Source organism: Streptomyces umbrinus, from assembly GCF_030817415.1.
Classification (GTDB): Bacteria; Actinomycetota; Actinomycetes; order Streptomycetales; family Streptomycetaceae; genus Streptomyces; species Streptomyces umbrinus_A.
Window position 1 is genome coordinate 7,159,775 of sequence record NZ_JAUSZI010000002.1, and the last position, 16,189, is coordinate 7,175,963.

Genomic DNA, 16,189 nt, shown 5'->3' on the forward strand with positions numbered 1-16,189 from the left:
GGTTGACAGTTTCATAGTGTTTCGGTGGTCATAGCGTGAGGGAAACGCCCGGTTACATTCCGAACCCGGAAGCTAAGCCTTACAGCGCCGATGGTACTGCAGGGGGGACCCTGTGGGAGAGTAGGACACCGCCGAACAAATATTGGAGAAAGCCCCCGCACTTCGGTGCGGGGGCTTTCTTGCGTTTCAGGGCTGTTTATGGCGGCTCTTTCCCTGCCCCCGCCCCTGCTCTCTGTCCCCTGCATTTCTGCAGTGATTAAAGGCGGCCCGCTGCCTTGAGTGCCAGATACGCGTCCGCCAAGGCCGGCGGCAGGTCGTTCGGGGTGGCGTCGACGACAGTCACGCCGTGGCGGGTGAGTTGTTCCGCGGTGCGGTGACGCTCTGCCTGAGCCTGTGCTGCCGCGGCGGCCTCGTACACGGCTTCGGTGTTTCCCCTTGCGGCTGCCATGCGCTCTATGTGGGGGTCGGACACCGAAGCGACGAGGACTGTGTGGCGCTGGGTGAGGCGGGAGAGTACGGGAAGCAGGCCTTCCTCGATGGGGGCCGCGTCGAGGGTCGTGAGGAGCACGATCAGGGAGCGGCGGGGGGCCGTGCGGAGAGCGGTGGAGGTCAGGCCGCGGGCGTCCGTTTCGAGGAGTTCCGGTTCGAGACGGGCCATGGCGTTGACCAGGGAGGGAAGGACATCGCCTGCGGACCGGCCCTGTACGAGGGCCCGTACGCGACGGTCGTATGCGAGGAGGTCCACGCGGTCGCCGGCTCGGGAGGCCAGGGCTGCGAGGAGGAGGGCCGCGTCCATGGAGGCGTCGAGGCGGGGGATGTCTCCGACGCGGCCCGCCGACGTGCGGCCCGTGTCGAGGATCAGGAGGATGTGTCGGTCGCGTTCGGGGCGCCAGGTGCGTACGGCGACCGTGGTCTGGCGGGCGGTGGCGCGCCAGTCGATCGAGCGGGTGTCGTCGCCGGGGACGTACTCGCGGAGGCTGTCGAATTCCGTGCCCTCGCCGCGGGTCAGGACGCTGGTGCGACCGTCGAGTTCGCGCAGGCGAGCCAGCTTCGAGGGCAGGTGCTTGCGGCTGGTGAAGGGGGGCAGGACGCGTACCGTCCAGGGGACTCTGTGGCTGCCCTGGCGGGCGAGGAGGCCGAGTGGGCCGTACGAGCGGATGGTGACGCGGTTCGCGTGGCGGTCGCCGCGGCGGGTGGGGCGCAGACGGGTTGTGACGCGTCGGCGTTCGCCTGCGGGGACCGTGAGTTCGTGGCGGGACGCGGCGATCTCCGTGCCGGGCTGCCAGCTGCTCGGGGGCCAGGCGTCGCGGATGCGGGCGCGCAGAGGGCGGTTGGACGTGTTGGTGACCGTGAGGGTGACGTCGGCTGTTTCTCCGAGGCGTGCCGAGGTGTCGCCGGAGCGGGTCAGGCCGAGGCTGCGTACGGGGGCTGCCAGGGCGAAGTCGCAGGCGCAGGCGAGGGCCAGCGGGACGTTCACGGCGAGGATGCCTGTCCAGCTGGGTTCCCAGATGCCGACGGGGAGGGTGCCGAGGGCCGCCAGGAGGGCGGCGCGGCCGGTGAGGGCCATCAGCGGGGTACGGGGACGTGGGCGAGGATCGCGTTGATGACCGAGTCGGCCGTCACGCCCTCCATCTCTGCTTCCGGGCGGAGTTGGATGCGGTGGCGGAGGGTCGGGAGCGCGAGGGCTTTCACGTCGTCGGGGATGACGTAGTCGCGGCCGGTCAGCCAGGCCCAGGCGCGGGCCGTGGCCTGGAGCGCCGTCGCGCCACGCGGGGAGACGCCGAGGGTGAGGGACGGGGATTCGCGGGTGGCGCGGCAGATGTCCACTACGTAGCCGGTGATTTCCGGGGAGACCGTGGTCTTGGCGACCGCCGCGCGGGCGGCTTCGAGGTCCCCGGGGCCGGCGACGGGGCGTACGCCGGCGGCGCGCAGGTCGCGCGGGTTGAAGCCCTCCGCGTGGCGGCTGAGGACGTTTATCTCGTCCTGGCGGGACGGGAGAGGGATCGTCAGCTTCAGGAGGAAACGGTCCAGCTGGGCTTCGGGGAGGGGGTACGTGCCTTCGTACTCGACCGGGTTCTGGGTTGCGGCGACCAGGAACGGCTCGGGGAGCGGGCGGGGGGTGCCGTCGACCGTGACCTGGCGTTCCTCCATCGCTTCGAGGAGCGAGGACTGGGTCTTGGGCGGGGTGCGGTTGATCTCGTCGGCGAGGAGGAGGTTCGTGAAGACCGGGCCCGGCTGGAAGGAGAACTTGGCGGTGCGGGAGTCGTAGACGAGGGAGCCCGTGATGTCGCTCGGCATCAGGTCGGGGGTGAACTGGACGCGCTTGGTGTCGAGTTCGAGTGCGGATGCCAGGGCCCGGACGAGCAGCGTCTTGGCGACTCCGGGGACCCCTTCGAGCAGGACGTGTCCGCGGCAGAGGAGGGCGACGACGAGGCCGGTCACGGCGGGGTCCTGGCCGACCACGGCTTTGGCGATCTCGGCGCGCAGGGCTTCCAGGGAGGAGCGGGCGGTGCCCGGATCCCCGGTGTACCCGGCGTTGTCAGTGGTCGGGGCCATCATGGACGGCGTACCTCTCTTTCGAGGGCGTCGAGTTGGTCGGCGAGAGCGATGAGGGCCGCGTCGTCGCGGGGCGGCGGCCCGAAGAGGAGTGAGTGCAGGGCCTGCCCTTCCCGGCGGAGCTGGGCGGACAGGGCGGGGAGCAGAGCCTCGGGCGCGTGCGCCTGGGCGGGGGAAACGCCGACGAGGGGGGCGAGGCGGGTGCGGGTGGTGGAGCGCAGAGCCGCGGCGGCGCGGTCGCGGGCGTTGGACTTGCGGTAGAGGCGGGCGCGGCCTTCGACGGTCTCGGAGGCGCGGATCGCGACGGGGAGTTTCTCGGGCACGAGCGGGCCGAGGCGGCGGGCGCGCCAGAGGGCGGCCAGGATCGCGGCGAAGAAGAGCTGCAGCGTGCCCCAGAGCCAGCCGGAGGGCATCAGGTCGAGGAAGCTGCGGTCACCCGCGTCGGTGGCCGAGTCGTCGGAGAGCGAGGGGAGGTACCAGACCAAGTGGGGGCGGGAACCGAGCAGTTGGAGGGCGAGCGAGGCGTTGCCCTGCTTGTCGAGGCGTTCGTTCTGGAGGATGTCGGGAGCACCGAGTACGACGGTGTCGCCGTTCCCCTCGGCCGCCGGGATGCGCAGCAGGGTGGGCAGGCCGTCACCGGGGTAGCAGGAGTCGGCGCCGGGCGCGGTCGTGGTGTAGCGGATGCCGCCCGTTTCGGCCTTGCCGGCTCGTCGGGCGGCGGGCAGGGAGCAGTTGGGCGACAGCGTGGTGTCGAAGCTGGGCGCGGGGTCGGCGTCGACTCCCGGGGCGAGGGTCCCGACGGACGGGGTGGTGGGGGCGACGAGGACGGTCCGGCCGCCGGCGTTCGTGACCGCCGAGTGGAAGCTGTCCTGCTGACGGTCGGTCAGCAGGTCGGGGCGGGCGACCAGCAGGGTCGTGTCGGGGCCGGCAGCGGCTGCGGCCTCTTCCAGGGTGGTGACCACGCGGGTGGACACACCTCGGTCGGCGAGGAGTTCGGCTACGGCGCGGCTGCCGGAGGGGTCTGCGGAGCGCGGGTCGAGGCTGCCGCTCTCGGCGTCCGAGCGGACCGCGGCGATGGCGACGGCCGCCGCCAGGAGGACCACGAGCGCGAGCAGCACACCGCGCGAGCGGGTCCACAGCTGACGGGCGGTGGGAGAGGCCGAGGTGGACGGCGGGGTGGCCTCGGGCGCCTCGGGTGCGGGGGCCTCGGTGGTCACTCGGCGGCCCCCTGGTGGGCACTGTGGGCCGTGTTGTGGGTGCTGCTCGCGAGGACCGGCCTGGTGCGTTCCAGTTCGCGGTCGAGTTGCGAGAGGCGTTGGTACGTGTCCGGGCCGGCCGTTCGTCCGCCGTACGTCACGTCGTCGAAGTCCCGGGCGGCGGCACGCAGTCGGTCCGTGTGGGCGGGGAGTGTGCGGCCCGCTTCGGCGGCGGCCTCGTCGGCGGTGCGGCCGGGGCGGGGGTCGAGCAGGGCGCGTTCCTCCAAGGAGCGCACGACGGCGCGCATGCGCTCCTGGACAGCCTGGTTCCAGTGGGCCTGGGCCGCGTGTGCCTCGGCGGCCGCGCGGTGCTCGGCGGCGCTGCGCGGCCGGTCGTCGAAGAGCGGGGCCGCCGATGTCGGGCCGCGGCGTGGGGTGCCGAGGCGCCACCAGAGGGCGCCGATGAGGGCCAGGGCCGCCAGGACGACGACGAGGAGGCCGAGTGCGCCGCCCGGTGTCGCGGCGGAGGCGGCGTTGAACAGCTTGTCGACCCACTCCCAGAAGGCGTCCAGGGCGCGTTCGACAAGGCTGGGGTCGTTCTCGTGGTACATCCGCTTGGACAGCTCGCGCCGGGCCGCTTCCTGCGCGGGGTCGCGCGGGATCGTGACCGGCGGTTCGCCTTCGCCACGCGACAGCGCGAGTACGGCTGTGTCGTTGGCGCGTGGCAGCGCCAGCACCGCTGTGAGAACTCCCCCCGCCAGGCTCACTCCGTCAGCTCCCCGGGGTGGAGCCGGGTGCGCCGGAGCCGTAGTCCTGGACGCCGGCCGCGCGGGCCAGGTCGAGGTCGAGTGCCTCGCGGCGGATGCGCTGGTCGATGTAGAGGAGCACGGAGACGCCGGCGGTGATCGGGAAGGTGAGCATGGAGCCGATCACCGAGCCGATCCCGCTGATGACGAGGAACGTCCAGCCGAGGTCGCCGGTGCCGGTGTTGAGGAAGCCGGTGACCCCCTCGCCGCTGAGCGCGGAGGCGAGGAAGGCGAAGGGGATCACGATGATCGACGCCACGATGTTCGCGATGATCGTGGCGAGCAGCTGGATGCCGAAGACCCGCCACCAGGAGCCGCGGACGAGCTTCGCGGAGCGGCTCATCGACTTCAGAACGCTCTGCTTCTCCAGCATCAGGGCGGGCGAGGCCAGCGAGAAGCGGATCATCAGCCAGAGCGCGACGACGGCCGCGGCCAGGCCGCCGAAGACGGCGAGCGCGATGGCGCCGTCACCTCCGCCGGCGAGGCCGACGAGGATGCCGGGCAGTGTGCCCAGGGCGCCGACCGTGATGGCGATGAGCGGCAGCAGGAAGGTCAGGCCGAAGAGCTTGGGCAGCTGCGGCCGGGCGTCGCTCCAGGCCTCCGCGGTGGTCACCGACTTGCCGAGCACGGCGCGGCTGGTCACGGTCGTGAGCAGGGCGGTCGCCACGATCGTGCCGAGCAGGGTGATCAGCAGGACGGCGCCGGAGTTCAGGAGGCTGTCGCCCAGGGCGCGCGACAGTTCGCCGGCGGTGGCGCTGGGGTCGTTGAGGGTCTCCGTGCTGGCGCTGTCGTCCAGGACGAAGCCCTGGAGCAGGATCACGGCGATCTGCGTGAAGACCGCCACAGTCAGCGAGATACCGAGCACGGTGCGCCAGTGCGTACGCATCGTCGACACCGCGCCGTCGAGGATCTCGCCGACGCCGAGCGGGCGGAGCGGGATGACGCCGGGCTTGGCCGCGGGCGGGGGACCGCCCCAGCCGCCTCCCCAGCCCGGGTGTCCGCCGGGGCCGTAACCGCCGGGGCCGCCGTAGCCACCAGGACCTCCGTAGCCGCCGTACCCGCCGGGGCCGGCGGGCGGTTGGCCGCCCCAGCCCGGGCCCGCGGGGGGCTGGCCGCCGCCCCAGCCGGGGTTGGGCGGGGGTGGCGGCGGGGTGTCCTGGGGGCTGCCGGGGGACGGCCACTGGGCCGGCGGGGGCTGCTCCTTGGACCATTTCGGGCCGGGGCCGGACGGGTCGGCGCCCGGTTGGCCCGCAGGCTCCGTGGGACCGGGCCGGTCCGCGGGCTCGGCAGGGCCGGAAGCCGTCGGCTCCTGTCCGTTCTGCCCGTCGGAGGGGGCAGATCCGGGCGATGCCCAGCCCGGAGTGTCTTTCATCGTCGCTCCTTCACGGTGCCCGTCCGCGGTCGCGGCGGCAGGTTGGCAGCCATCGTGCCACGGTGTGGCCGGGAAGTGACCGGCTGCCGTATGGGCTGCACACCTTCAATTGTCCGGCCGGTACGGGGCAGACTGGGCGGATGGCTGATCAGTACGCGCAATCCCGCGAGAACCAGCGGCCCACCGAGATTCCGGCGATCCGTTGGGACGAGCCGCCGGAAGGCCCTGTGCTGGTCCTCCTCGACCAGACACGGCTGCCCGCCGAGGAGGTCGAGCTGGTGTGCACGGACGCGCCCGCCCTCGTGGAGGCGATCCGTACGCTCGCCGTTCGCGGGGCGCCGCTGCTCGGCATCGCCGGGGCCTACGGGGTCGCGCTCGCCGCCGCCCGAGGGTTCGACGTGGACGAGGCCGCGGCCTCGCTCGCCAGTGCCCGGCCGACCGCGGTGAACCTCTCGTACGGGGCGCGCAGGGCCCAGGCGGCCCACCTCGCGGCCCTGCGAGGCGGTGGTGACCAGAAGCAGGCCGCCGATGCCGCGCTGGCCGCAGCGAGGGCGCTGCACGCGGAGGACGCCGAGGCCAGCGCCCGGATGGCCACGCACGGGCTGGCGCTTCTCGATGAGCTTTTGCCCGGCGGAAACCACCGGATCCTGACGCACTGCAACACCGGTGCGCTGGTGTCCGGGGGCGAGGGCACGGCGTTCGCGGTGGCCCTCGCGGCGCACCGGGCGGGGCGGCTGCGCAGGCTCTGGGTGGACGAGACGCGGCCGTTGCTGCAAGGTGCTCGCCTGACGGCCTATGAGGCGGCGCGGAGCGGAATGGCGTACACCTTGCTCACGGACAACGCGGCGGGATCGCTGTTCTCGGCGGGAGAGGTGGACGCGGTGCTGATCGGTGCCGACCGGATCGCGGCCGACGGTTCGGTGGCGAACAAGGTGGGGAGCTATCCGCTCGCGGTGCTGGCCAGGTACCACCATGTGCCATTCATCGTGGTGGCGCCGGTGACGACGGTGGATCCGGACACTCCGAACGGAGCAGCGATCGAGGTCGAGCAGCGTGCCGGACATGAAGTGACGGAGATCACAGCACCCCAGGTGCCGGTGGCGGGAGCGGAAGCGGGAGGCGGGATACCGGTGGCACCCCTGGGGACCCAGGCGTACAACCCGGCGTTCGACGTGACGCCGCCCGAGCTGGTGACTGCGATCGTCACCGAGGAGGGCGCCGTGTCTCCTGTGACGGCTGAGGCGCTAGAAGAGCTGTGTGACAGGTCACGCCAGGTAACGATTTAGTTAATGGGATGATGTCGTTTATGAAGGGACGAGTCCTTGTCGTCGATGACGACACCGCACTGGCCGAGATGCTCGGCATTGTGTTGCGTGGTGAAGGTTTTGAGCCGTCTTTCGTAGCCGACGGCGACAAGGCGCTGGCCGCTTTCCGTGAGAGCAAGCCCGACCTGGTGCTCCTGGACCTGATGCTTCCCGGCCGGGACGGTATCGAGGTGTGCCGCCTGATCAGGGCGGAGTCCGGGGTACCGATCGTGATGCTCACCGCGAAGAGCGACACCGTCGATGTCGTGGTCGGCCTGGAGTCGGGCGCGGACGACTACATCGTGAAGCCGTTCAAGCCAAAGGAGCTGGTGGCCCGGATCCGGGCCAGGCTGCGCAGGTCGGAGGAGCCGGCGCCCGAGCAGCTCGCCATCGGCGATCTGGTCATCGACGTGGCCGGTCACTCTGTGAAGCGGGACGGGGCGTCCATCGCGCTGACTCCGCTGGAGTTCGACCTGCTGGTCGCGCTGGCCCGCAAGCCGTGGCAGGTGTTCACGCGTGAGGTGCTCCTTGAGCAGGTGTGGGGCTACCGCCACGCGGCGGACACCCGCCTGGTGAACGTCCATGTGCAGCGGCTGCGCTCCAAGGTCGAGAAGGACCCGGAGCGGCCGGAGATCGTGGTGACCGTCCGTGGCGTCGGTTACAAGGCCGGACCGAGCTGACATGTCCCGGGACAGTGCCGCTTCGGCGCCCGGCCAGCCGGGGACCCGCGCGGGGCGGCCTGTCGGCCGGAAGACGACGGGCTCCCGCTGGGGACAGTTCACCGAGGGCGGGCTGCTGCAGGGCGGAGTCCAGGGCAGCCCGGTCCTTCGGCTGTTCATGCGCTGGGTGCGCCGTCCGCTGCTGCCCGTCATGCGGCTGTGGCGGCGCAACATCCAGCTCAAGGTCGTCGTCACGACCCTGCTGATGTCGCTGGGTGTGGTCCTGCTGCTGGGCTTCGTCGTGATCGGGCAGGTGCGCAACGGCCTGCTGGACGCCAAGGTGAAGGCCTCGCAGAGCCAGGCCACGGGCGGGTTCACGGTCGCCAAGCAGGAGGCCGACAGCGCGGCCGGCGCGGACGACGGCCCGGGCTCGGACGAGAACCCCGTGCAGAACGTGAGCGGCTGGATGAGCGCTCTCGTGGAGTCGCTGTCCAGCGGCGGCCAGGGCGCCTTCAGTGTCGTGACCCTCAGCACCGCCTCCGCCGACAACGACAGCAGGGGTCTGGGACCGCGTGCGTCGGGCTTCGTCGACTGGAGCCTCAGCGTGCCCGAGGACCTGCGTGACCGGGTCGACGAGGGCACGGGCGCGGCCCAGAGCTACACGCGCATCTTCTACACCAACGGCCAGGATTCCCAGCCGGCGCTGATCATCGGCACCCAGCTCAACGACCCCAAGAACGTCCCGTACCAGCTGTACTACCTCTTCCCGCTCACGCAGGAGGAGAAGTCGCTCAGCCTCGTCAAGGGGACGCTCGCGACGGCCGGGCTGTTCGTGGTGGTGCTGCTCGGGGCGATCGCCTGGCTCGTGGTGCGCCAGGTCGTCACGCCGGTCCGGATGGCCGCCGGGATCGCCGAGCGGCTGTCCGCCGGGCGCCTCCAGGAACGTATGAAGGTCACCGGCGAGGACGACATCGCGCGGCTCGGCGAGGCCTTCAACAAGATGGCGCAGAACCTGCAGCTCAAGATCCAGCAGTTGGAGGACCTGTCGCGGATGCAGCGGCGGTTCGTCTCCGACGTGTCGCACGAGCTGCGGACGCCGCTGACGACGGTCCGGATGGCGGCCGACGTCATCCACGACGCGCGCGTGGACTTCGATCCGATGACCGCACGGTCGGCCGAGCTGCTCGCCGACCAGCTGGACCGGTTCGAGACGCTGCTCGCGGACCTGCTGGAGATCAGCCGCTTCGACGCGGGCGCGGCGGCCCTGGAGGCCGAGCCGATAGACCTGCGGGAGGTCGTACGCAGGGTCGTCAGCGGGGCCGAGCCGCTCGCGGACCGCAAGGGCACGCACATACAGGTGGTCGGGGACCAGCAGCCGGTGGTCGCCGAGGCGGACGCCCGGCGCGTGGAGCGGGTGCTGCGCAACCTCGTCGTCAACGCCGTGGAGCACGGCGAGGGCAAGGACGTCGTGGTCAAACTCGCCGCGGCGGGCGGGGCCGTCGCGGTCGCGGTGCGCGACTACGGAGTGGGGCTCAAGCCCGGCGAGGCGACCCGGGTGTTCAGCCGCTTCTGGCGGGCCGACCCGGCACGCGCGCGCACGACCGGCGGTACGGGCCTCGGCCTGTCCATCGCCCTGGAGGACGCGCGGCTGCACGGCGGCTGGCTGCAGGCCTGGGGCGAGCCGGGGGGCGGCTCGCAGTTCCGGCTGACGCTGCCGCGGACCGCGGACGAGCCGCTGCGGGGCTCGCCGATACCCCTGGAGCCCAAGGACTCGCGGCGCAACCGCGGACTGAACGACGCGGGGCTGCCGCTCGGCGGCACGCAGAAGCTGGCCACAGTGCCCGCGCAGCCCGTCAGCGAGCGCACCGGGCCGCCGCCCATGCAGGCGCGCTCGCAGCTCGCCCCCCAGGTGACGGGCGCCGTGGACCCGGCCGCTCTGCCCGGCAACGGCGCGCGCGTGGTGCCGCGGCCCACCGCGGAAACGCGCGGCCAGAGCACCGAGGCGGCGGAGGAAGCCCCGTCCGAGGACGGCCGGGGAACCGGTGAGAAGCCGGAACAGTTGAAGCAGGGGGAGGAATCACGTGGGCGCTGACCGCGATCGGGGCGGCCGTCGGCGTCCGGTGCGTCTGATGACGTACGGCGTCTGCGGGGCCGTACTGCTGACCGGATGCGCCTCGATGCCGGACGGCGGGGACCTGCGCGGGGTCGAGGCCTCGCAGCGGCCCGACCCGCAGGTCCGGGTCTTCGCCATGCCGCCGCGGGAGAACGCGCAGCCCGAGGAGATCGTGCAGGGCTTCCTGGAGGCGCTGACCAGCGACGATCCGGGGTTCGAGACGGCACGCAAGTACCTGACGGGCGAGGCGTCCAAGGAGTGGCGTCCGAACCAGTCGACGACGGTGCTCGCGGACGGGCCGAACACCGCGGCGGAGCACAGCGGCAGCCGGGAGGCGACCGGCGACTACGTGTACTCGCTGACCGGCACCAGGGTCGCCAAGGTGGACTCGCAGTTCGCGTACGAACCCGCCGCGGGAACGTACAGCGAGCTCGTGCACCTCGCGAAGTACAAGGAGAAGGACGGCACCAGGCAGTGGCGCATCGACGAGCTGCCGCAGGGCCTGGTGATGGGCAAGTCCGACTTCCAGCGCAATTACCTGTCCGTCAACAAGTACTACTTCGCGTCGAACACGTCGGGCAGGTCGGACGATCAGCTCGGGGCGGTCGCCGACCCCGTCTACGTGCGCGAGCAGGTGGACCCGGTGACGCAGATGGTCCGCTCGCTCCTGAAGGGGCCGACGAGCTGGCTCAAGCCGGTCGTCAGGTCCAGCTTCCCCACCGGTACGGCGCTGAAGAAGGGCGTCAAGACGCTCGCGCCCGACGACCAGAACCGACTGACGGTGCCGCTGAACGACAAGGCCGACCGGATCGGCCAGTCCGTGTGCATGGAGATGGCGGCCCAGCTCCTGTTCACCCTCCAGGACCTGACGCCCACGGGTATCGACGAGGTGGAGCTGCAGCGTTCGGACGGCACGCAGTCGTGTGCGCTCGGAGCGAACAAGGCCGAGATCTACGTCGCCCACGGCCCGGCGAAGCGCGCGGAGTACGAGTACTTCATCGACGGTGAGAAGCGGCTTGTCCGGATAGCGAGCACGGGCAGCGAGCAGGCGCCCGAGCCGGTGCCGGGTGCGCTCGGCGACGGCGACAAGGCACTGCGGGCGGCCGCGGTCTCGCGGGACGAGGACACTGCCGCCGGGGTGTCGCTCGACGGGCGCTCGCTGTACGTCGGGTCGCTCGCGTCGGGCGGTTCGCTCGGGGAGCCCGTGCTGCGCAGCAAGGCCAAGTCGGAGGACGACGGGCTGACGACGCCCAGTTGGGACGCGAGCGGGGACCTGTGGGTGGCCGACCGTGACCCGAAGAGCTCCGAACTGCTGCTGCTCGCGAAGGGCGCGGGTGAGCCTCTGGTGGTCACGACGCCCAGCCTCGAAGGGCGGATCGAGGCGGTGCGGGTGGCCGCGGACGGGGTGCGGATCGCGCTGATCGTGCGGAAGGACGACAGGACGACCCTGCTCATGGGGCGGATCGAGCGGCAGAACGGATCGGACGGGAAGCCGTCCGTCTCCATCCACGAACTGCGGTCCGTCGCACCGCAGTTGGAAGAGGTCACCGCCATGTCCTGGGCCGGCGACAGCCGGCTGGTCGTGGTCGGACGCGAGGCCCGGGTCGTGCAGCAGATCCAGTACGTCCAGGTCGACGGCTCCACACCGGTCGGCCCGGCACCCGCCGCGCTCACCGGCGTGAAGGAGATCGCCGCCTCCGAGGACGAGCGGCTGCCCCTGGTGGCCCACTCGGAGGACGGGATCGTGCGGCTCTCGTCCGGGGCCCAGTGGCAGACGGTGGTCAAGAAGGGGATGGCGCCGGTCTATCCGGGGTGAGCCCTGGCCCGGCCGTGGTGGCGGTGCGTCGGTCGGTTTCCCTCGTGTGGGTGACAACGTCCCTGTGGTTGCCCGGAGTTGTCCACAGGGAGTTGTCCACAGGGGTGGCCGGGGCGCCCGGGCGTTGGCACAGTGGTGGGCATGCGGGGGTGGTGGCAGGATCTCACCGACCTGGTGCTGCCGGCCGAGTGCGGAGGCTGTGGGAGACCTCGCACGGTGCTCTGCCCGGAGTGCCGTGCCGCCCTGACGGGGGCCGTACCGAGCCGGGTGCGACCGGAGCCGGAACCACCGGGGCTGCCGGTGGTGCACGCGGCGGCTCCGTACGAGGACGAGGTGCGCGCGGTGCTCCTCGCCCACAAGGAACGGGGTGCGCTGATGCTCGCGGGACCTCTGGGTGCGGCTCTGGCGGGGGCCGTACGGGCGGGGCTCGCGACCGGCGGCGGGAGCGGGGCTGGGGCTGCCGGGCTCGTGCCTGGTGGACCCGGTGTACCCGTCGGAGCGGGTGGCTCCAGGACTCCAGTGTCGCTCGTTCCCGTGCCGTCCGCGCCCTGGGCGGTCCGGGCGCGGGGGCACGACCCGGCACGGCGGATCGCGCTCGCCGCTGCGGGTGAACTGCGGCGTACGGGGACGCCTGCCCGGGTAGTCGCCGTACTGCGGCAGCGGCGTGCCGTGGCCGACCAGTCGGGGCTCAACTCCCGGCAGCGGCTGGACAATCTGGCCGGCGCCCTGGAGGTGCCCGCGGGAGGCGCGCGGCTGCTGAACGGCGGCGGACGAGTCGTGATCGTCGACGACCTGATGACCACGGGCGCGTCCCTGACGGAGGCGGCACGGGCTTTGAGTGCCGTTCTCGTGGCGGGAACCGGTCCTTACGGCCGAGTAACACCCAAAGTGACAGGGGAAGGGATGTCTCAAACGACGGCGGCAGGTGTAGGACGACCAGAAGCGGTCAGGGAAATGAGAGGTACGAACGGCGCCGAAGGCATGCTCGCAGCGGCTGTGGTCGCGGCGACTCCGGCATCTTTCGAAATAAACCGGAACTGACAGAGAAGTTGCGTCGTTGCAGGTAGTGAGAGGTTCCATTCACCTGAATGGAGGTACGTCGCAGTAGAGGGTGACGCCATCCGTCCAGGCGAGATATGTTCGGTTGTGAGGGAATGGCGGACGCCGTCCCTCGCATATCGGAATGCCGTGCCGTGGGTTTTCTGCAATCACCCGCGACAGTGGGTGGAGATCTTGCCCGCGGGGGAGGAGGAGGTGGAAGTCACCGAGTCCGAGGCTCCGGGAGTCGCTGGAGCCTGGTGCAAAAGGGAGATGCTCCGCCGTCGATGCGGAGTGATCCGGGAACGGAGTTCTGCGTGGACATCGTCGTCAAGGGCCGCAAGACCGAGGTGCCCGAGCGGTTCCGCAAGCACGTGGCCGAGAAGCTGAAGCTGGAGAAGATCCAGAAGCTCGACGGCAAGGTGATCAGCCTCGACGTCGAGGTGTCCAAGGAGCCCAACCCCCGACAGGCCGACCGCTCCGACCGAGTGGAGATCACGCTTCACTCCCGCGGTCCGGTGATCCGGGCGGAGGCAGCGGCAAGCGATCCGTACGCGGCGCTGGACCTGGCGGCAGACAAGCTGGAAGCGCGGCTGCGCAAGCAGCACGACAAGCGGTACACGCGCCGTGGAGCCCGCAGGATCTCGGCAGCCGAGGTCGCCGACCACGTCCCGGGCGCGGCGACGCTCAACGGGAACGGCAGTGTGGTTCACGAGGAAGAGCCCGAGGCGGTGCCGACCAAGAAGATCGGTTCGCTCGAGGTGAAGGGTGACGGCCCCCTCGTCGTCCGCGAGAAGACCCACGTCGCGTCCCCGATGACGCTCGACCAGGCGCTCTACGAGATGGAGCTGGTCGGGCACGACTTCTATCTGTTCGTCGACTCCGAGACCAAGGAACCGAGTGTCGTCTACCGGCGGCACGCGTACGACTACGGCGTCATCCACCTCAGCACGGACCCGATGGTCGCCAAGGCGCAGCAGGCCCCGGCAGGCGGGGCGCTGGGCGGCTGACCTCGCCCGGTGAGCTCCCTCGGCCTTCGGCCGGGGCGAGCCCCAGTGGTGCCCCTGGAGTGCCCGTGCGCCCCCAGGGGCACCGGTGTGCGACCCCTTTGTGCCCCGCTCTGTCGTCCCGTTGTCGCCCGGGCATGAAATCATGGCCGCACCGGCCCAACCGGTGGGCCGTTGCCTCGGGTTGGCGATGGCACAAGAAATACAGGCCACGGCCTTCAGGGGGAGGAACCATGGCGGACAGCTTCGGACCGATGCGTGACGAAGATGCCGACGACGGCGTCGTCGGCATGGGCCCGGACGCGGGGTCCCCACGCAAGGAACCCATCAGGGTCCTTGTCGTGGATGACCATGCCCTCTTCCGTCGCGGCCTGGAGATCGTGCTCGCCGCCGAGGAGGACATCCAGGTCGTCGGCGAGGCGGGTGACGGCGCGGAGGCGGTCGACAAGGCCGCCGATCTGCTGCCGGACATCGTGCTGATGGACGTACGGATGCCAAAGCGCGGCGGTATCGAGGCGTGCACCTCCATCAAGGAGGTCGCACCCAGCGCGAAGATCATCATGCTGACGATCAGCGACGAGGAGGCAGACCTCTACGACGCGATCAAGGCGGGGGCCACCGGATATCTCCTCAAGGAGATCTCCACCGATGAAGTGGCCACGGCCATTCGCGCCGTCGCGGACGGGCAGTCGCAGATCAGTCCGTCGATGGCGTCGAAGCTGCTCACCGAGTTCAAGTCGATGATCCAGCGCACGGACGAGCGGCGGCTGGTGCCGGCGCCTCGGCTCACCGAGCGTGAGCTGGAGGTTCTCAAGCTCGTGGCGACCGGGATGAACAACCGGGATATCGCCAAGGAGTTGTTCATCTCCGAGAACACCGTGAAGAACCATGTGCGGAACATTCTGGAGAAGCTGCAGTTGCACTCCAGGATGGAGGCCGTGGTGTATGCGATGCGGGAGAAGATTCTCGAGATTCGTTAGCGGCAGCAGCAGCGTCGTGGGGGCGGGGGGCGGTTCGTAGGCGCGCGCCGGATGTGGCTGGTTGCGCAGTTCCCCGCGCCCCTGAAAGCCCCCGGCGCCGCCGACGGGGACCTCGGTCTGCCTAACCCAGCGTTCGGCTCAGCTCCGTTGTCAGGGCTTCTCGCAGGGCCGGAGTGTTCGCTCGCTCCACCCGTACGTTCGTGCAGTCGACCCAGGTGGCTGCCTCCAGGAGGGCCTGGGCCACTGCCGGTACGGCCTTGGGGCTGTCGAGGGTGACCTGCTTGGCGACCAGCGTGGCGCCCTCGCGGGCCGGGTCGACGCGGCCGACCAGGTGGCCGCCGGCGAGGACCGGCATGGCGAAGTAGCCGTAGATCCGCTTCGGCTTGGGGACGTAGGCCTCCAGGCGGTGGGTGAAGCCGAAGATGCGCTCCGTGCGGGCCCGCTCCCAGACCAGGGAGTCGAACGGCGACAGGAGCGTCGTGCGGTGGCGGCCCCGCGGAGGCGTCTCCAGGGCCGCGGGATCCGCCCAGGCGGGCTTGGACCAGCCCTCCACCGTGACCGGGACCAGACCGGAGTCCGCGAGCACCGCGTCGACCTGCTCGCCCTTGAGGCGGTGGTAGTCGGCGATGTCCGCGCGCGTGCCGACGCCCAGGGACTGGCCCGCGAGCCGGACCAGACGGCGCAGGCACTCCGCGTCGTCCAGCTCGTCGTGGAGCAGGTCACCCGGGATGGCGCGCTCGGCCAGGTCGTACACCCGCTTCCATCCTCTGCGCTCCGTGCACACCACCTCGCCGTACATCAGGGCGCGCTCGACGGCGACCTTCGTGCCCGACCAGTCCCACCACTCGCTGGTCTTCTTCGCGCCGCCCAAGTCGGTGGCCGTGAGCGGGCCTTCGGTCCTCAGCTGCTTGATGACCTGGTCGTACGTGCCGTCCGGCAGGTCGTGGTTCCAGTGCGGGCGGGCGCGGTAGGCGCGGCGGCGGAACGCGAAGTGCGGCCACTCCTCGACGGGGAGGATGCAGGCGGCGTGCGACCAGTACTCGAAGGCGTGCGGGTTCGGCGGAGCCGTGCCGTCGGACGCGGGCGTCCAGTAGGCGCCGTCCACCGTCTTGCGGCCGACCGCGCCGAGGCGGGCGTACGGGATGAGTTCGTGGGAGCGGGCCAGGACGGAGATCGTGTCGAGCTGGACCGCGCCCAGGTGTCGCAGTACGCCTCGGACGCCGCCCCTGCGGTCGGGGGCGCCCAGGAAACCCTGGGCGCGCAGGGCGATTCGGCGGGCCTCGTCGGCGGAGAGTTCGGCGGTGGGGCGCGGCAGACTCGTCATGGTCCGCACGATATGCGG

13 protein-coding genes and 1 rRNA gene are annotated in these 16,189 nt (G+C 71.1%); 8 read left to right on the forward strand and 6 right to left on the reverse strand.

Going from position 1 to position 16,189, the window contains the following annotated elements:
* The first annotated feature begins 20 nt into the window (after positions 1 to 20).
* Positions 21 to 137 (forward strand): 5S ribosomal RNA (gene rrf, locus QF035_RS31745).
* A gap of 119 nt (positions 138 to 256) precedes the next feature.
* Here rrf and QF035_RS31750 read toward each other — a convergent pair.
* The 5 genes from QF035_RS31750 to QF035_RS31770 are packed head-to-tail and all read right to left on the reverse strand — an operon-like array spanning position 257 to position 5,930.
* Entirely contained in the window at positions 257 to 1,567 is a 1,311-nt protein-coding gene (locus tag QF035_RS31750) for a DUF58 domain-containing protein (protein ID WP_307523864.1), read from the reverse strand.
* Positions 1,567 to 2,559 (reverse strand): AAA family ATPase, encoded by a 993-nt coding sequence (locus QF035_RS31755; RefSeq protein WP_373466761.1) that lies wholly within the window; start codon positions 2,557 to 2,559, stop codon positions 1,567 to 1,569. Before QF035_RS31755 ends, QF035_RS31750 begins: the two co-directional genes overlap by 1 nt.
* Entirely contained in the window at positions 2,556 to 3,773 is a 1,218-nt protein-coding gene (locus QF035_RS31760; RefSeq protein ID WP_307523865.1) for a DUF4350 domain-containing protein, read from the reverse strand. Before QF035_RS31760 ends, QF035_RS31755 begins: the two co-directional genes overlap by 4 nt.
* Positions 3,770 to 4,519 (reverse strand): DUF4129 domain-containing protein, encoded by a 750-nt coding sequence (locus QF035_RS31765; RefSeq protein ID WP_307523866.1) that lies wholly within the window; start codon positions 4,517 to 4,519, stop codon positions 3,770 to 3,772. Before QF035_RS31765 ends, QF035_RS31760 begins: the two co-directional genes overlap by 4 nt.
* A gap of 4 nt (positions 4,520 to 4,523) precedes the next feature.
* Positions 4,524 to 5,930, reverse strand: coding sequence for a glycerophosphoryl diester phosphodiesterase membrane domain-containing protein (locus QF035_RS31770; RefSeq protein ID WP_307523867.1), 1,407 nt, complete (start codon positions 5,928 to 5,930; stop codon positions 4,524 to 4,526).
* Positions 5,931 to 6,070: 140 nt separating this feature from the next.
* On the opposite strand from QF035_RS31770, the gene mtnA reads away from it, so the two are divergent.
* The 7 genes from mtnA (at position 6,071) to QF035_RS31805 (ending at position 14,847) form a co-directional block, all read left to right on the forward strand.
* The gene (mtnA, locus tag QF035_RS31775) at positions 6,071 to 7,216 is read left to right on the forward strand and encodes an S-methyl-5-thioribose-1-phosphate isomerase (RefSeq protein WP_307523868.1); all 1,146 of its coding nucleotides are present in this window, start codon (positions 6,071 to 6,073) and stop codon (positions 7,214 to 7,216) included.
* Between the two features lie 8 nt (positions 7,217 to 7,224).
* Positions 7,225 to 7,914: a two-component system response regulator MtrA gene (gene mtrA / locus QF035_RS31780; protein ID WP_188114266.1), complete on the forward strand. Its 690-nt coding sequence runs from the start codon at positions 7,225 to 7,227 to the stop codon at positions 7,912 to 7,914.
* A 1-nt stretch (position 7,915) separates the two neighbouring features.
* Positions 7,916 to 9,985: an MtrAB system histidine kinase MtrB gene (gene mtrB / locus QF035_RS31785; protein WP_307523869.1), complete on the forward strand. Its 2,070-nt coding sequence runs from the start codon at positions 7,916 to 7,918 to the stop codon at positions 9,983 to 9,985.
* Positions 9,975 to 11,822, forward strand: a complete 1,848-nt coding sequence (locus tag QF035_RS31790) for an LpqB family beta-propeller domain-containing protein (protein ID WP_307523870.1) — start codon at positions 9,975 to 9,977, stop codon at positions 11,820 to 11,822. The genes mtrB and QF035_RS31790 overlap by 11 nt, the downstream gene beginning before the upstream one ends.
* 141 nt (positions 11,823 to 11,963) lie before the next feature.
* Positions 11,964 to 12,863 (forward strand): ComF family protein, encoded by a 900-nt coding sequence (locus QF035_RS31795; protein WP_307523871.1) that lies wholly within the window; start codon positions 11,964 to 11,966, stop codon positions 12,861 to 12,863.
* A gap of 314 nt (positions 12,864 to 13,177) precedes the next feature.
* A complete protein-coding gene (gene hpf, locus QF035_RS31800; protein WP_373466762.1) occupies positions 13,178 to 13,870 on the forward strand; it encodes a ribosome hibernation-promoting factor, HPF/YfiA family in 693 nt (230 codons plus the stop codon).
* Between the two features lie 230 nt (positions 13,871 to 14,100).
* Entirely contained in the window at positions 14,101 to 14,847 is a 747-nt protein-coding gene (locus QF035_RS31805; protein WP_055617175.1) for a response regulator, read from the forward strand.
* 121 nt (positions 14,848 to 14,968) lie between these two features.
* Here QF035_RS31805 and QF035_RS31810 read toward each other — a convergent pair whose 3' ends face one another.
* Complete coding sequence (locus QF035_RS31810; protein ID WP_307523873.1) at positions 14,969 to 16,171, reverse strand: winged helix-turn-helix domain-containing protein; 1,203 nt, start codon at positions 16,169 to 16,171, stop codon at positions 14,969 to 14,971.
* Positions 16,172 to 16,189: the final 18 nt, after the last annotated feature.